Source organism: Providencia heimbachae ATCC 35613 (genome assembly GCF_001655055.1).
GTDB classification, from domain to species: Bacteria; Pseudomonadota; Gammaproteobacteria; order Enterobacterales; family Enterobacteriaceae; genus Providencia; species Providencia heimbachae.
This window is the reverse complement of the sequence record NZ_LXEW01000015.1, coordinates 193,660-210,919: the sequence shown is the minus strand read 5'-3', so window position 1 is coordinate 210,919 and position 17,260 is coordinate 193,660. Positions and strand designations below refer to the sequence as shown.

Genomic DNA, 17,260 nt, shown 5'->3' with positions numbered 1-17,260 from the left:
TTTCTCTTCGAACTACGGATTAACTCAGACTTAAATGGTACTTTTTGAGTTACCTTGCTGGCAGTATGCTGACGAATTGTCTTTATCTAATTTTACTTTGTTGATGCACATACTTTTCTACACTTTATTAAATTTAGCCTACCTATATTTTTCAATATTGTATTTGAAATTCTATTTATGCTCTAAATATACGTATTCTACTCATGTATTTTGGCTTAATTAGGTCAATGGGGTGATATTACTTAAAAAAATATCAAGAATTAAGAAAGTTAAGTGGATAAATAGCCATTTTTTATCTTTATTTCTAATGATTAGATAAAATTAAAACAGGCCAGTCCTATATTTTAAATTGTATTTTTGTGTTTCATATCATGTAGTTAAAATTATTTAATTTATTTCTCACCATTAGTAACCTCTATTGCTAATAATAATTAATGTGTTGTTGATCATGTTTTAACAACAAAGCTGGTATCTGTGTTGATAATTCGCGTCGCAAAAAATAGGCTAAACACATCACGAATAACATAAGTTATTGTGAATAATTAGATTTAAACGGAAAATTAAATCGTATTTCGGCCGAAAAATAACATTATAAAAATATTAGAGGAATACAAGAATGGTTAACAAAAATGTCAATACTGGCAGGAAGTTGCTCGCGCTAAAAATAGCGATAGCTATGCTTCCTATTGGTTATCAACCTATCATGCATGCAGAGCAATTCCTTGAAGATTCAACCTTAAAGGGTGGGCTATATTATTGGCAAAGAGATCGCTCACGCAAAGATTTAGATCCAAATAGTGATAAATATAAGAAATATACAGATAATCTTAAACATTCGACATTCAATGCTAGCCTTGATTTTTCATCCGGCTATTTTCAAGATGTTATCGGTCTAGATTTAGCCGCATTTACTGCCATTGAGCTATCAAACAGTGGCCCCGCAGCCCCCAATGAAATTGGTTTCAGTGATGCAAAATCTCGCTGGGATGAGAAATACACAGGGGATCGCAGTGGCGTCAGTATTTATAAAGCCGCCGCTAAAATGAAATATGGCCCTTTCTGGGGAAGAGGGGGTTATATTCAGCCGACGGGACAAACGCTGTTAGCCTCCCACTGGAGCTACATGCCGGGAACGTATCGTGGTTTAGAAGTCGGTGGCGTTTTTGATTTTGAACAAAGTGGTGAATTAAGCATGTCATACATGTGGACTGACCGCTACAAAGCGCCTTGGTATCGCGATATGTACAACTTCCGTGAAGCAGATGGTAAGACGGGAATTAGCTACCTACAAGCGGTCGGTTTTAAATATGATTTCAAAAATTCGTTAGTATTAGAAGGTTCATATGGTCAGGCTAAAGATTATATGGATCAGTATTTTGCAAAAGCATCTTATGCAGTACCTATTGCAGACCGTGATTTGCGTATGTCTTATCAGTTTTATGGTTCTAAAGATAAAGTCTCTGATGGTGGTGTCAATGATGTTTATGATGGTTTAGCGTGGTTGCAAGCCATGACTCTTGGCTATACCTATGATCAGTTTGACTTTAAACTTGAGGGGACTTATGTCAAAGCAGAGGGTAACCAAGGTTACTTTTTACAGCGTATGACGCCAGGCTGGGCGACATCGAACGGGCGTATGGATATCTGGTGGGATGGCCGATCTGACTGGAATGCGAATAATGAAAAAGCCGTATACGCTGGTGTGATGTATGACTTAAAAAATTGGGATTTAGCGGGTTGGAAAGTTGGAACATCGTATATTTATGGATGGGATGCGAAACCCAGTACGAACTCCCAATATGCACAAGATGTAAAACTAAAAGAGAGTGCCTGGAACTTCGATATACTTTATACCGTTCAAACAGGGCGAGCTAAAGATACTTTGTTCAAACTACATTTTACTAAGTATGATAATCATACCGATATTCCGAGTTATACGGGCGGTTACGGGAATATTTTCCAAGATGAGAAAGATATTAAGTTTATGGTTATGATGCCATTCACTATTTTTTAATGCTGTAATTCAATGATAAAACAGAAGTTATCACAATAAACATTATGGCAGTCATCAACAACTGAATAGGTTTAAGTAACTTCAAAATAAAATGGATGTAAAAGTAAAAAAGAAAGGAACATTGTATGTTCCTTTCTTTTTGTATTATGTGCGTTATTTATGCAGCAGAGTAGGAAATTACTCTTTTGCTTCGTGCGCTTGAGCATTATTACGGCAGTCATTACCATCTGAGCAATGGCCATAAAGATATAAGCTGTGGTTAGATAGCTTAATACCATGACGAGCGGCGATGTTTTTCTGGCGGGTTTCAATGGATTCGTCAGAAAACTCAATCACTTTTCCACAATCCAAACAGATCAAGTGGTCATGGTGATGTTGCTGAGTTAATTCGAATACAGATTTTCCACCCTCAAAATTATGACGGGTTACAATACCTGCATCATCAAATTGGTTTAATACACGGTAAACCGTGGCTAACCCGATCTCTTCACCGATATCAATCAGCTTTTTATAGAGATCTTCCGCACTGACGTGATGGCACTCAGGCTCCTGAAGTACTTCCAAAATCTTTAATCGTGGAAGAGTGACTTTGAGTCCAGCATTTTTCAATGCTTTATTGTTGTCTGTCATGCGGGCTTGTCCTGTATCTTGAATCATGAATTTAACAATAATGAGACATTTTTAACATAAATCCAGTTGTCTTCTAAACTGATTTACAATTATAGGCATGGAACACAAAAATAGAAACCATGTATTGTCTCATTATTATGATAATGTCCTAACAGCCCATCCCATTATGCTATTTTTATTTGTTATTTCGCGCTAAGGGTATATGTAAAGTCATTATACGACCCGCATCTACCCTAGCTTTTAGTCTTACCTACATCCAAAATTAATTACGGTAATTATACCTAATCAGATAAGGTTTAAAATTGAGTATTAGCCAAGAATTTCAGCCAAAGACATTTCTTCAGAGATCTGTTTAACCCAAGCATCAACACGCTCGTCCGTCAACTCTGGTTGTCTGTCTTCATCGATGGCAAGGCCAATAAAATGGTTGTCATCTGCCATGCCTTTTGATGCTTCAAAATGGTATCCTTCGGTAGGCCAATGACCCACGATGACGGCACCACGAGGTTCAATTATGTCGCGAATGGTTCCCATTGCATCACAGAAGTACTCCGCGTAATCTTCTTGGTCTCCGCAACCGAACAAAGCAACAAGTTTACCTTCAAAATCAATTTCTTCGAGAGTTGGGAAAAAATCATCCCAATCACATTGAGCTTCGCCATAATACCAAGTCGGGATGCCAAGCAGTAAGATATCAAAAGCTTCGATGTCTTCTTTGCTGCACTTTGCAATATCATGAACTTCTGCAACATCTTTGCCTAATTGCTTTTGGATCATTTTGGCAATATTTTCTGTGTTACCTGTATCACTTCCGAAGAAAATGCCGATGACTGCCATAAAGTGATTAACCTCTTGTTTTTCTAGAAGACTAGACGATTATGCTCATCTACTAGAACTAAATTAAAACGAAAATAAGTAGAATTTATGCCTTATTCTGGCGAAAAAATATTGATAAGTCTGTCAAATTTGTGTGATTTATTAATATACCCACGATACTTCAAATTGCAGGGCTGCTGACGATACTCAGCGACTAGAATCATCGTGCTTATCGTTGCTATTTGGCTTATCTTTTTTCGCCTACCTGTAACTCGAATTACTTTAAGTAATTGAAATTATTTACTTACTATCTCGTCGTCTTGTTCTAATTCTAGTTGAGACATCAAAATTTCTTCTATTAATTCACTGCGACTGATGTTTTTTTCTTCAGCTAACTGATTTAAAATCGCAACAGCCTCTTCATTTAATTTTAATTCAACTCTACGCAGTCCTTTGACTTTATCGCGCCTAAGTTGATTGCGCTTGTTGATCCTTAACTGTTCATCCCGCGATAACGGGCTTGTTTTAGGTCGCCCAGGCCTACGTTCCTCGGCGAACAAATCTAGTGTAGTGCGATCAGTTTGTTCTTTTGCCATATCTATAATTGCTAAAGGGGTGTGCCAATAATTCAGCGCGCAATGATACCCTAGCTGATTCGCGAGTACCATAGTTGCCTGATAGGCTAACGTGTTTGATAGATTAAAAAAAACGCACTTTCGATAAAAAAGCATCACTTACTATATTGGTGATGCTTTTTTAATCATATCAACGCGTTTGTTGATGCCATAAACTCGCATATATCCCATTTGATTTAAGTAAATTTGAGTGGGTATCCATTTCGGTAACTTCACCGTCGCGGATCACACAAATCCTATCAGCGTGCATAATAGTGTTTAACCTATGGGCAATACTAATAACCGTTCTTCCTTTGGTAATTAGCGCCATATTCGCCATAATAGCGGCTTCTGATTCATAGTCTAACGCCGAGGTCGCTTCATCAAGAATTAAGATATCAGGCTCAGTGAGTAAAGCCCGAGCAAGAGCTATACGTTGCCGTTGTCCACCTGAAAGGTTTAATCCACGCTCAGATAAGTGATAATTAAAATTATCCGGTAATGACATTATAAAATCATAAGCGCCGGCGAGTTTTGCTGCATGAATAACTTTTTCGTCATTAGCTTGTGGATGGCTTAGCCGAATATTTTCTGCAATTGTTCCGACGAATAACGTACTTTCTTGTAATACCACGCTCATACGTCGCCGCAGTGCAACCGTATCTGCAACAGCTAAATCCATACCATCAACAATCACTTGCCCATGTTGTGGTATATATAATCTTTGCAATAATTTGGTTAATGTACTTTTACCTGAGCCAGAAGGTCCAGTAATACCAATAAACTCGCCAGCCTTAATGGATAAAGAAAGATTGTTAAGAACTTCAGGCGTTTCTGCTTGATAGCGAAAGCGAATATTTTGAAAATCAATTCGGCCTTGAATGGCAGCTGAAGTTGCTATGCCTTTACGTTCATTTTCTATCGGGCTATCAAGGATATCGCCTACACGACGTAATGAAATAATCGTATGCTGGAAATCTTGCCAAACTTGAGCGAACCGTAAGATGGGTTGAGTGACATGGGCACTTAGCATGTTGTAAGCAACTAGCTCACCAGGTGAGATCCCGCCATTTAAAACCTCTTTGACGCCAATCCAGAGTAATAACGCCGTCGTTATTTTACTGACGAGCGTCATTAACTGAGTAGCGACTTCGCTACGTATAGAAACTTTGAAGCTTTGAACTAATTGTTTACTAATTAGTTTTTGCCAGCGCTGATAAAAATATTTTTCAGTTGCCGTTGTTTTGACGGTTTCAATACCGGTAATGGCCTCAGTCAAAAACGTTAAGCCATTTTCATCCGCTTGATAGGACTTTTCAGTTTGTTGGCGAATAATCGGGCCGAGTATCATCCATAGAATAAAAAAGCCCCCCATGGATCCAACAAGTAGCCATGTCATCGTAGTACTGTAGGAAAAAAGCAAAGCGATAAATAAAATAACAAAGATGAAATCGATAAATAACATCAATGTAGAGCCAGTCAGAAATTGGCGTATGTGCGCTAACTCCCTGATCCTTGCAATTATTTTACCTGTTGGTCTTAACGTGAAATAATTAAGTGGCAATGCCATTAAATGACGATAAATTTTTCCTGATAGTTCTGCGCCAATTTGGTTGCTGGTATGACTATAAATTTTATCGCGAATAAAACTATAAATAGGCTCTGCAATAGCAACGGCAAGTATGGCGAGTGCGATCACATGTAAATTTGTTAAGCTGCGCCCCACAAGCACTTTATCAATTAAATTTTGGAATAGTAAAGGGCTAATTAAAGCAAAAAGTTGAACAATAGCGGCAAGGATAAAAATATTACGCAGCTTGAAACGCTGGCGGAAAATAGAGGGAATAAACCAGCTAAAACCAAAAGACCTTTTTTGCTCAACCTCTAATTGTTCTTTAATGAGCAGAATGTGAAATTGAATTTCTGGGGCGAAATTTGCATTTTGCCACTGAGAATGCGTATTGTTTTTAGGGTTAATGAGTATTAGCCCCGACTTTTTAGTTAAAATATACCAAACTTCATCTAGGTAAATAAGTGCAGGAAGTGGAATATTATTTAACTGTTGTTGAGTAAGGAAAACGGATTGAGTTTCATAACCAAGACTATGAGCACACTCACGTAATTCCCAATCACAAGGGGAACTCGTTTGCATTCCAATAGCGTGCATTAGCTGGTCAACCGTGACATTTTTTTGGAAGTGGTTCGCCATCCAAACAAGGGATTCCAGCCCATTATTATTAATCTGTTCCATTGATTATTTTTCTCTCATTGCATTTGAGGTGTATTCGTTAATTGGGCTGAGTAAATAATCGATAATTCGTCGCTTGTCTGTTTTAATTTCAGCGACGATAGAGAGGCCGGGGGTCAACTCAATTGTTTCACCTTCCACTTGTAAATCTTTTTTCGCTAAGCCAATCTGGCCTAAAAAGACTAAACCGAGGTTTTCATCTTGTGTACTGTCCCTTGATATCGATAAAATTTCACCTTCTATTGTGCCGTAACGAGTATAAGGAAAAGCATCAACTTTAACGGAGGCTATTTGGCCTTCTTGAATAAAACCAATGTCTTTATTTAAAATCTTGACTTCAGCAAGTTGAACATTATTATTGGGCACAATAACCATGAGTTGTTGTGCCGGTTGTAATACCGCGCCAATAGTATAGGTTGCTAATTGTTGAATGGTGCCATCGACAGGAGCCCGAATAATTTCAAGTTGATTTCTTTCTTGATTTTTTAGCAATTCTTGCTCAATAGAAACATGTTTGAATTCAGCCTGCTTATATTTCTCATCCCACTCTTGATATTTTTGCGCTTTAATTCGATTTGTTTTTTCTTTTAAAGCATGATGCTGACTATTTAAAATTGATAATTCAGATTGTTTAATGGTTTTTTCTTTTTTAGCAATTAATAGTTCGCGTTCTTGCTCTAAAAATTCTTTCTGGCTAATAATCTGTTTTTGATTAAGCGCGTGGTAGGCATCGAGTCTTTTTTTAATATTTATAATTAAAAAATTTATATCCTTTAATTCGCTTTTTCGTGCTTGATAACTAACCCTATTTAATTCAATTTCATTATCTATTTCATTACGTAATGAGTTGTATTCTTTTTTTATGCTTTGATAGCTTTGAATCGCTCTCTCTTTTTCTTGGATATTTAGCTGAACGAAGGATTGCAAAGCTTCTATAGGTTGTTCATTGAGTAAAGCATAATGAATAAGTTTTTCACTAATTTGAAAATTTTGTTGGTAATTTAAACTGAGAATATCTTGGTCAATACCTAATACTTTGACACTCAGTAATGCATCCCCTTGTTTAACTGTTTGACCATCCGCTACATGGATATGCTGAAGGCGGCTTAATTCAAATGCTTGAATTAATTGAGTTCGGCCTGAAACAATTAATTTACCTTGAGCGGTTGCTTGAATATCGAGCTTACCAATATATGACCATATGATAGCAATGAGGATACCGATACTAATTGAAACAGCGACGCTCACGACCAAATAAGAGGGGGGCGTTTTCAGTATTGCTAAGTGAGAAGGTAAAAAGCTGTTATAGCTTATTTTCTCTGATTTATTTTTCATATCTAACATCCATGTCATTATTTAAGAGATTGTTGGAGTGTCCACAAATGCTTATAAAACCCATCTTTTTCAATCAATAGCGAATGGCTACCTTGTTCAACAATTTCACCCTGCTGCATAACAATGATACGTTGATGATTGCGAATAGTGGATAAGCGATGTGCGATAGTAATTACGGTTCGTCCTTTAGCGATCACTTGCATATTTTCTTGAATAATAGCTTGAGACTCATCATCTAGTGCACTAGTGGCCTCATCAAAGATGATAATTTTAGGGTTGGCGAGTAAAGTTCGAGCGATCGCAATTCTTTGACGCTGCCCACCAGATAATGAAGCTCCATCCTCGGCAATAATAGTGTCGTAGCCCATGGGTAATTTTAGGATAAAGTTATGGGCACCTGCCATTTTGGCGGCATTAACCACTTCGTCCATTGACGCATTCGGTAGTGTTTGGGATATATTATTGAAAACCGACTGATTAAATAAAAAGTTTTCTTGTAGAACGATACCAACTTGGGTTCTCAATGTATTAAGATTTATGGATGATAAGGGAGCCCCATCGAGATATATTCCCCCTTTCTCTGGCGTATAGAGGCGTAAAATTAAGCGGGCTAATGTACTTTTACCGGAGCCAGATGTACCGACAATACCTAATGTTTCACCTGCTTTAATGGTTAAATCAAAATCCTTTAATATATAAGGCGTGTTTGGTTGATAACGAAAAGAGATATTGTTTAGGTGGATATCGCCATTAATAATATTATGGTTACTCTGTTTTGCTTGCTCGATGGGTAAATTAATTATTTGAGCGAGTTTTTCTATAGCGACTTTTGTCCGAATATAATCTCCCCATAGCTTTACCAGTTTAACTAATGGTTGATTGGCATGGCTTACCATCATATGAAAAGCAATAAATTGGCCGATAGTCATTTGTAAAGCAAGTACTTCGGATGCACCAATCCACAAAATCATTGCGCTGGTTATTTTTTCTATTGCCATGACAATATGTTCAGAGCGGGAGCCTATTTGACCTGAAATAAAGTTTGTTTGGCTCATATCTGCCGTTTGTTTATCCCAACGGCGCGTAAAATTAGGCTCAATAGATAAACTTTTAGTTGTTTCAATGGCATTTACGCTTTCGGTAAGGAATGAGGTGTTAATGGCAATATTGGCAAATTGTTGTTGAGCTGCGGCTTCAATTTTAGGTGTTAACCACCAAGCGACTAATAAATAGCAGGGTATTGAGCATATAAAGAATAATGTTAAGGTTGGTGAAAGTAAATTCATTACATAAATGAAAACAAATAAGAAAAGAACATCAACGCACAATGTAAAAAAACTACTGGTTAAAAACTCACGTATAGTTTCTAATTCCTTCACGCGAGTCACTATTGCGCCTATTTGCCTATTTTTAAAAAATGAAATTGGTAGGTGTAATAGGTGGTTAACTAATTTTAAGCCTAAAGTAATATCAATACGATTAATCGTATGATGATAGATATACTCTCTAAATCCTTTTAATATGACTTCGATAAAAGCAGCAATAATTAACCCAAATATTAAAACGTCAAGGGTTATTAAATTACTATGAATTAAAACCTTATCCATAATAACTTGCATCACTATAGGAGAAACTAAAGCGAGTATTTGTAGAATGAATGAAAACAATAATACCCATGCAATAATTTTTTTATACTTTAAAAATTCCACCTTAAACCAAGTGATGTCAAATGTACCTTGTTGTAACTTAACCTGTAACCACTCCCCATTCCATTGCCGCTTAAGTTCTTCTATATTCCAAATTTCAGGTGGGATATTACCCATCTTTTGGATAAGTACCTGTTCATTGTTGTGGTTGGCCAGTAAAAATGCCATACCGTTTTTATCATATAAAATAGAGGGGGAATATATCTTAGTGATATCTTTGTTTTTTTGAGTCCTTTTTTTACAACGAATATTATGATTTTTTTTAATTAAATTAATGGTGTTATTGTAATTTTTTTCGCTGGAAATGGTTTTGTTTAAACTATCGGAATCTATGGTTCCTGCTAATTTAGCGATAACACTTATGAAGTATAATGTTGATTGTGATTTTTCACTTTCCATCTTTATATTAAAAATCCTTTTTATTATTTCATTAAATATAAAATTCACCAATAGCTGGATTGAGTGAAAATGTTGCTATCTATTGATTGAGTTGGAATTATGTTCTAGTTAAATAATGATTGATGATAAGGTTTTTTATTCAGATAAGATAATACAGAGATAATTATGGCGGGAGTATTAAAGTTAGTCTTATTATTGTTTTTATTTTATATTTAATTTGTTTTATGAATAATTTCTTTTGGGGCATTGAAATAGCTATAATATTATTGCAATGCCCCATCGTTATTTTATAGAAACTATTATTTAGATAGACCTAAAAACCGGTGTATTGCCCTTAATACATGATCAGGCTTTTCAGCATGCACCCAATGGCCAGTATCTGCCACAACCCAAGCTTTTGCTTTTGGAAATTGAGCGGCTATTTGATCGCGATACTCTGCTTGTACATAAGGTGAATTTCCACCCGGTATTAATAAAACGGGTTTATCCCAAGCAGGGACAGTTTCCCAGCCAATAATTTGTTCGTAATTATTTTTAAGGGCAGGGATATTAAATTTCCACTCACCTTGGCGAAATGATTTCAGTAAAAACTGAATAACGCCATCCTCATTAATATACTCTTGCATAATAACAGTCGCTTCTTGGCGGCTTTTCACTTGTGCTTGCGTTACTGCATCAAGTGCAGCAAAAATTTTATCATGTCGACGAACTTGATAAGCAACCGGAGCGATATCAATAACAACAATTTTCTCAATAAAGTCAGGGGCAATAGCAGTGGCAGCCATGGCTATTTTTCCACCCATCGAATGACCAATAATGATCGCACTTTCATAACCTAATGATTTAACAAGATGAATGACATCTTGTGCCATTTGTTGGTACTCCATCTGTGTCGCACGAAATGAATCACCATGATTACGTACATCAATTTGAATAGTGTCAAAGTAATTTTGCAAGTCACGGCCCAAAACACCTAAATTATTGAGATCGCCAAATAACCCATGGATCAGAACAATAGGGGTATTGGCAATTGGATTTTCGGGTTGATGAATAGTATGGTTTAGCAACTCAGTCATAGTTAAATTATCGGAATATAATCGGTAGAGGTAGGCTTATCATGGCATGGCTGAGTTTAAAATCCAAATGAGTCACTTTACCTTAATATTTTTTGACCTAACTGAAGTAACGCTAGATAACTCTGTTTTATTGTGCAAATAGGGTAATCTGTAAAGATAATTAAAGTGAGTTCGGACGTGATAAACCACTGAATTATCGTTAATCTCAGTGTAATGTTTGCTTTAAGTTATTGAAATTTTAATTGTTTTGTTTTTTTTAAATCTGTCTTATAATCTCCACGCAAATTTTAGTTAAAAAAGTACTGGGAAATAATGAAAACGATAGACGTTGATGAAGAGCTTTACCGCTATATTGCGAGTCACACACAGCATATCGGTGAAAGTGCATCGGACATTTTGCGCCGTATGTTAAATTTCAAACCCGGGCAGCCAGTACCAGCAAAAGATGCCTGCATCGAGTCGCCTGTGCAATCGGCAACTCATATTATCAGTACACCAGCGGCTGCACAAAATCCTGTTAGAGTTATCAGAGAGCTTTTGCTATCAGACGCTTATGCAGAAAAAAGCAAAGCAATTGACCGCTTTATGCTAATACTATCCACACTCTATAACTTAGATTCGAATAGCTTTGCAAATGCAACTGAATCGTTGCATGGGCGTACTCGGATCTATTTTGCTGGTGATGAGCAAACATTGCTTGCTGCAGGTAAGCAATCCAAGCCACGCCATATTCCGGGTACACCATATTGGGTTATCACAAATACCAATACAAATCGTAAGCGTAGTATGGTCGATGCCATCATGCAGGAGATGCAATTTCCTGCAAATGTTATTGAAAAGGTTAGCAATACTATCTAAAAATTGAGAGATCATTGGTGTTTATACTCTAAATAATTCAAGAGGCAGCCTGCAACTTGCATTATAGCCAGTATATAACGATGCATCAGTGCTTTGGGAGAGAACAAGTGACAATACATGAACGTGCAGGGCAGCTTCCGTTTCAAAATGATTTGATAAATGTCGCACAACTGACAGCTCAATATTATACGCAACAGCCACAGGCAAATAACCCATCTCAAGCCGTAAAGTTTGGAACCTCTGGGCATCGTGGCAGCTCTGTGCGTAAAAATTTTAATGAGAGCCATATATTGGCAATTGCACAAGCCATTGCTGATTTGCGTAAAAAACAGGGTGTTACAGGACCTTGTTTTGTGGGTAAAGATACTCATGCGCTGTCTGAAGCTGCATTTATTACAGTAATTGAAGTACTCGCGGCTAATCAGGTAAATGTTGTTGTTCAAGAAGCGAATGGCTTTACGCCAACGCCGGCTATCTCCCATGCAATTTTAAGCTATAACAAATCACACAAAGATATTGCTGATGGGATCGTTATAACGCCATCCCATAATCCTCCTGAAGACGGTGGGATTAAATATAATCCTGCCAATGGTGGTCCAGCAGATACTGATTTAACGTCTGTTATTGAAAAACAAGCAAACCAATTACTGGCAACTCATCTTGTTGGTGTTAAGCGTTTAAGCTTTGATGCTGCGATGGCGAGTGGCTATGTGATTGAGCAAGATTTGATTATGCCTTATGTATCAGCACTCGGTGAAGTTGTTGATATGAAAGCTATTCAGAAATCAGGGCTAAAAATTGGTGTTGATCCACTCGGCGGTTCTGGCATTGAATATTGGAAGAAAATAGCCGAATACTATCAGTTAGATATCGAAATTGTTAATGATCAGTTAGACCAAACATTCCGCTTTATGCCCCTTGACCATGATGGTGTGATCCGTATGGATTGCTCATCGAGTTGGGCGATGGCCGGCTTGCTAGGTATGAAAGAGAGGTTCGATTTAGCTTTTGCTAACGATCCCGATTACGATCGTCATGGTATTGTCACCCCTGATGGCTTAATGAATCCTAATCATTACCTTGCTGTTGCGATTGATTATTTATTCCTACATCGCCCTCAGTGGGGGAAAGATGTTGCAGTAGGAAAAACATTAGTATCAAGTGCCATGATTGACCGTGTTGTTAATGATATCGGACGTGAGCTGGTGGAAGTTCCTGTTGGATTTAAATGGTTTGTTGATGGCCTATTTAGTGGGAAACTCGGATTTGGCGGAGAAGAAAGCGCGGGCGCTTCATTCCTTAAGTTTGATGGTACACCATGGTCAACAGACAAAGACGGGATTATTTTATGTTTGCTTGCTGCTGAAATAACCGCCGTAACCGGTGAAAACCCGCAGCAACGTTATAATAAGCTGGCTGAAAAATTTGGCGCACCAATTTATAACCGCATTCAAGCGAAAGCAACTCATGAGCAAAAAGCGAAACTTAGCAAATTATCGCCAGAAATGGTGGAAGCAGATACGCTAGCAGGTGATAAAATTACTCAGCGTTTAACGGCAGCTCCAGGTAACGGCGCAGCAATCGGTGGGTTGAAAATTATGACCGATTACGGTTGGTTTGCCGCGAGGCCATCAGGAACCGAAGAAGCCTACAAAATATACTGTGAGAGCTTCCGAGGTGAAGAGCATCTTCGTCTTATTGAAAAAGAAGCGATTGAAATCGTTAGTAAAGTGATTAGCTAATTAGCGTAGTTCAACTTTTTTACCCCGATTAGAAATAAATTACTATACCCAAAATAATTCAAGTTGCAGGTAGGCGACAAGTAAAGATAGCCGATGAACATAGATAACTATGTGATTCGGCTGGCTGAGCGTAGTCAACAACCCTGAAACTTGAAGAATGCCGGGTATATAATTGGGTTTTTCTCCCTTATGTCTTGTTAATTTCTCCATCATATTATGGTTATTAATAATGTGACGTGATTGACAAAATTGTTTGCTTTAATGTCAAAAAATATCCTTCCTGAATTTGAAAACTTGCCCACAATAACCGTTGCAGCTAAAGGCGCGTGATGATACAACTTTAGGTATCTGAGTGAGTTTAACTAACAATATTGAAGATAGGGTGAGGTCAATGAGTCAGGTTTATAATTTCAGTGCAGGTCCAGCTATGCTGCCTGTTGAAGTCATGCGTCGTGCCGAACAAGAATTTTGTAATTGGAAAGGGCTCGGTGTTTCTGTGATGGAAGTGAGTCATCGCGGAAAAGACTTTATTGAAGTCGCTGAAGAAGCAGAACAAAATTTACGCGACTTATTAAATGTACCAAGTAACTATAAAATACTCTTCTGTCACGGCGGTGCTCGCGCACACTTTGCTGCTATCCCAATGAATTTACTGGGTGATAAAACAACAGCAGATTATATTGTTAGTGGCTATTGGTCTGAGTCTGCGGCAAAAGAAGCTCAAAAATACTGCACACCAAATATTATTCAAGTAGAACAAGAAAAAGACGGTATTATCGGTATTAAACCCATGAAAGAATGGCCATTGAGCAAAGATGCGGCTTATATTCATTATTGCCCAAATGAAACCATTGGCGGTTTAGCCATTCTGGAAGAACCTGATTTCCCTGAAGACAAAATTATTATTGCTGATTATTCATCTGCAATTTTATCTAAGCCAATCGATGTAAGCCGTTATGGTGTCATTTATGCTGGCGCGCAAAAAAACATCGGCCCAGCGGGATTGACGATTGTGATTATTCGTGAAGACTTATTGGGGAAAGCATCCAATCAAGCACCTTCAGTATTTGACTATACCGTCTTGGCTGAATACAACTCGATGTTTAATACGCCACCAACATTTGCATGGTATTTATCCGGCATGGTATTTAAATGGCTAAAAGAACAGGGCGGTTTGCAGGAGATGGCGAAACGTAACTATGAGAAATCCCAGTTACTGTATCAAGCGATTGATGATAGCCAGTTCTACATTAACCGTGTCGCGGTAGAGAATCGTTCTTGGATGAATGTGCCATTCCAAATGCAAGACCCTTCTTTGGATGCCAAGTTTATTGAAGAAGCCAAGCAGCAAGGCTTACTGTCATTAAAAGGTCACAAGGTTTCTGGCGGTATGCGCGCTTCTATTTACAATGCAATGCCATTAGCAGGCGTACAGGCTTTAGTTGACTTTATGGCAGATTTCGAGCGCCGCCACGCCCAATAATTTTCAATTTAAAATCAGTATCAAGCACTGATTAAAATCAACCGGTCAAGATAGAACGCTTGGCTGGTTAATTTTGTCTTATTTTTATAAAAATAAAAGCAGTCGCAAATCACATTGGAGAAATAGCGTTCTATGCAATCCCTGACATTACAACCCATATCCACCGTTAACGGCACTATCAACTTGCCAGGGTCTAAAAGTGTATCAAATCGAGCACTTTTATTAGCAGCGATGGCGAAAGGCACAACGGTGCTCACTAATTTATTAGACAGTGATGATATTCGCCATATGTTGAATGCGTTAAGCCAATTAGGTGTTAAGTATCAGTTGTCTGAAGATAAAACGCGTTGTAGCGTGGAAGGTCTTGGGGGGAATTTATCTTATCAGGGTGAATTAGAGATCTTTCTTGGAAATGCCGGTACAGCAATGCGCCCGTTAACAGCTGCATTATCCCTCAGTGAGAACAATATTGTCCTGACTGGGGAGCCTCGTATGAAAGAGCGTCCAATTGGGCACTTAGTTGACGCTTTAAGGGAAGGTAGCGCTGCGATTGATTATTTAGAACAACAAAATTACCCACCTATCCGCTTAAAAGGCGGATTCAAGGGCGGCTCTATTTCAGTTGATGGTTCGGTATCGAGCCAGTTTTTAACCGCTTTATTAATGGCTGCACCACTTGCGCCGCAAGATACAGTGATTACAATTTCAGGCGAATTAGTTTCTAAACCTTATATCGATATTACATTAGCACTAATGCAAAGTTTTGGCGTATCTGTTGAAAATCATCAATATCAACACTTTATTATTAAAGGCCAACAGCAATATCAATCACCGGGTGAATACTTAGTGGAAGGTGATGCCTCTTCGGCTTCCTACTTTTTAGCCGCGGCAGCAATTAAAGGTGGCATTGTACGGGTTACCGGTATTGGGCGTAATAGCTTGCAGGGGGATACCAAGTTTGCCAATGTACTCGAAAAAATGGGTGCAATTATTCGTTGGGGGGATGATTACGTTGAATGTGAACGTGGTACGCTCAATGGTATTGATATGGATATGAATGCAATCCCTGATGCGGCAATGACAATCGGAACCGTAGCGCTTTTTGCTGAAGGGGAAACGGTTATTCGTAATATCTATAATTGGCGCGTTAAAGAAACGGATCGGTTATACGCGATGGCGACAGAGTTACGTAAAGTCGGTGCAGAAGTGGAAGAGGGGCATGATTATATTCGTATTGTCCCACCTAAAAAACTGAATCATGCGCAGATTGAAACCTATAACGACCACCGCATTGCTATGTGTTTCTCATTAGTCGCATTATCTAATACTCCAGTCACAATTTTAGATCCAGGCTGTACAGCGAAAACGTTTCCTGATTATTTTGATCAACTTGCGCGCTTGAGTTAATACTTTATTGAATTAAGTGAGTTGGTATTGAAACAGAGAATATCAACTCACTCAGTCCTTTCTGCCTTTTATCCGCACCTTTTCATCAATTTTATTTCATTCATCAGAACCTGCTTATTTCACAAAATTGGTGAGTAGGTATAATACCTACACAGATTTTAATTGCAGGTAGCAATGGCTATGTGCATGAAAGGAGATTTTTTATGGCGGCCATTGCCCCTGTAATTACCGTTGATGGACCAAGCGGAGCTGGTAAAGGTACACTTTGCCAAGCATTAGCAAATAAATTTGGATGGCAGCTTCTTGATTCTGGTGCAATCTATCGTGTGCTCGCGTTAGCCGCATTGCATCATCATGTGGATATTCAATCAGAGGATGCACTGGTTCCTTTAGCGGCAAACTTAGATGTACGTTTTGTACCTGAAGAAAATGTGTTGAAAGTCATTCTTGAAGGGGAAGATGTTTCTAACCAAATTAGAACAGAGACGGTGGGTAATACAGCGTCTCAAGCTGCAACATTCCCTCGAGTAAGGGAAGCCTTACTGCGACGCCAGCGTGCCTTTAGAACCTTACCTGGGCTCATTGCTGACGGAAGAGACATGGGAACCGTAGTGTTTCCTGATGCCCCCGTTAAGATTTTTCTTGATGCATCTGCACAGGAACGTGCTCATCGGCGTATGAAGCAGTTGCAGGAAAAGGGGTTTGATGTTAACTTTGAACGACTTTTGACCGAAATTGAAGAGCGTGATTACCGAGATCGTAATCGATCCGTAGCGCCCCTTATTGCCGCGAAAGATGCATTAGTGCTGGACTCCACAAGTATGTCTATTGAGGAAGTCATTGAAAAAGCACATACCTATGCAAAAAATATTCTAAAATTATCGTGATAATAGGCTTTATTTTAGCTTATAATTAGATAATATACGCACTTA

Annotated in this window: 13 protein-coding genes; 6 read left to right on the top strand and 7 right to left on the bottom strand. The window is 38.3% G+C overall.

From position 1 onward, the window contains the following. Window positions 1–616 precede the first annotated feature (616 nt). Window positions 617–2,014: a chitoporin ChiP gene (chiP, locus tag M998_RS04820; protein WP_068907835.1), complete on the top strand. Its 1,398-nt coding sequence runs from the start codon at window positions 617–619 to the stop codon at window positions 2,012–2,014. Between the two features lie 177 nt (window positions 2,015–2,191). Here the strand turns inward: chiP and fur are convergent, their stop codons facing one another. From fur to ybfF, 7 genes are all read right to left on the bottom strand, one after another. Beyond that, window positions 2,192–2,644: a ferric iron uptake transcriptional regulator gene (gene fur, locus M998_RS04815; RefSeq protein ID WP_068446421.1), complete on the bottom strand. Its 453-nt coding sequence runs from the start codon at window positions 2,642–2,644 to the stop codon at window positions 2,192–2,194. Window positions 2,645–2,953: 309 nt separating this feature from the next. Beyond that, window positions 2,954–3,481 carry a flavodoxin FldA gene (gene fldA, locus M998_RS04810; RefSeq protein WP_068442167.1) on the bottom strand — a complete coding sequence of 176 codons (528 nt, stop codon included), beginning with the start codon at window positions 3,479–3,481 and terminating at the stop codon, window positions 2,954–2,956. Between the two features lie 275 nt (window positions 3,482–3,756). Further along, window positions 3,757–4,056: a LexA regulated protein gene (ybfE, locus tag M998_RS04805; protein WP_068446423.1), complete on the bottom strand. Its 300-nt coding sequence runs from the start codon at window positions 4,054–4,056 to the stop codon at window positions 3,757–3,759. A gap of 169 nt (window positions 4,057–4,225) precedes the next feature. After that, on the bottom strand, window positions 4,226–6,325 hold the full coding sequence (locus M998_RS04800) for a type I secretion system permease/ATPase (protein WP_068907833.1): 2,100 nt from the start codon (window positions 6,323–6,325) through the stop codon (window positions 4,226–4,228). Between the two features lie 3 nt (window positions 6,326–6,328). Next, entirely contained in the window at window positions 6,329–7,657 is a 1,329-nt protein-coding gene (locus tag M998_RS04795) for an HlyD family type I secretion periplasmic adaptor subunit (protein WP_068907851.1), read from the bottom strand. Between the two features lie 17 nt (window positions 7,658–7,674). After that, the gene (locus M998_RS04790; protein WP_068907831.1) at window positions 7,675–9,762 is read right to left on the bottom strand and encodes a peptidase domain-containing ABC transporter; all 2,088 of its coding nucleotides are present in this window, start codon (window positions 9,760–9,762) and stop codon (window positions 7,675–7,677) included. A gap of 299 nt (window positions 9,763–10,061) precedes the next feature. Further along, window positions 10,062–10,838: an esterase gene (ybfF, locus tag M998_RS04785; protein ID WP_068907829.1), complete on the bottom strand. Its 777-nt coding sequence runs from the start codon at window positions 10,836–10,838 to the stop codon at window positions 10,062–10,064. Window positions 10,839–11,150: 312 nt separating this feature from the next. On the opposite strand from ybfF, the gene seqA reads away from it, so the two are divergent. The 5 genes from seqA to cmk all read left to right on the top strand — a co-directional run bounded on the left by seqA (window position 11,151) and on the right by cmk (window position 17,215). Further along, complete coding sequence (gene seqA / locus M998_RS04780) at window positions 11,151–11,696, top strand: replication initiation negative regulator SeqA (protein ID WP_068442181.1); 546 nt, start codon at window positions 11,151–11,153, stop codon at window positions 11,694–11,696. Between the two features lie 107 nt (window positions 11,697–11,803). Then, complete coding sequence (pgm, locus tag M998_RS04775; RefSeq protein WP_068446425.1) at window positions 11,804–13,438, top strand: phosphoglucomutase (alpha-D-glucose-1,6-bisphosphate-dependent); 1,635 nt, start codon at window positions 11,804–11,806, stop codon at window positions 13,436–13,438. Between the two features lie 391 nt (window positions 13,439–13,829). Next, on the top strand, window positions 13,830–14,921 hold the full coding sequence (serC, locus tag M998_RS04770; RefSeq protein WP_068442184.1) for a 3-phosphoserine/phosphohydroxythreonine transaminase: 1,092 nt from the start codon (window positions 13,830–13,832) through the stop codon (window positions 14,919–14,921). A gap of 132 nt (window positions 14,922–15,053) precedes the next feature. Beyond that, complete coding sequence (aroA, locus tag M998_RS04765) at window positions 15,054–16,328, top strand: 3-phosphoshikimate 1-carboxyvinyltransferase (protein ID WP_068907827.1); 1,275 nt, start codon at window positions 15,054–15,056, stop codon at window positions 16,326–16,328. A gap of 203 nt (window positions 16,329–16,531) precedes the next feature. Next, a complete protein-coding gene (gene cmk / locus M998_RS04760; protein ID WP_068442191.1) occupies window positions 16,532–17,215 on the top strand; it encodes a (d)CMP kinase in 684 nt (227 codons plus the stop codon). Window positions 17,216–17,260: the final 45 nt, after the last annotated feature.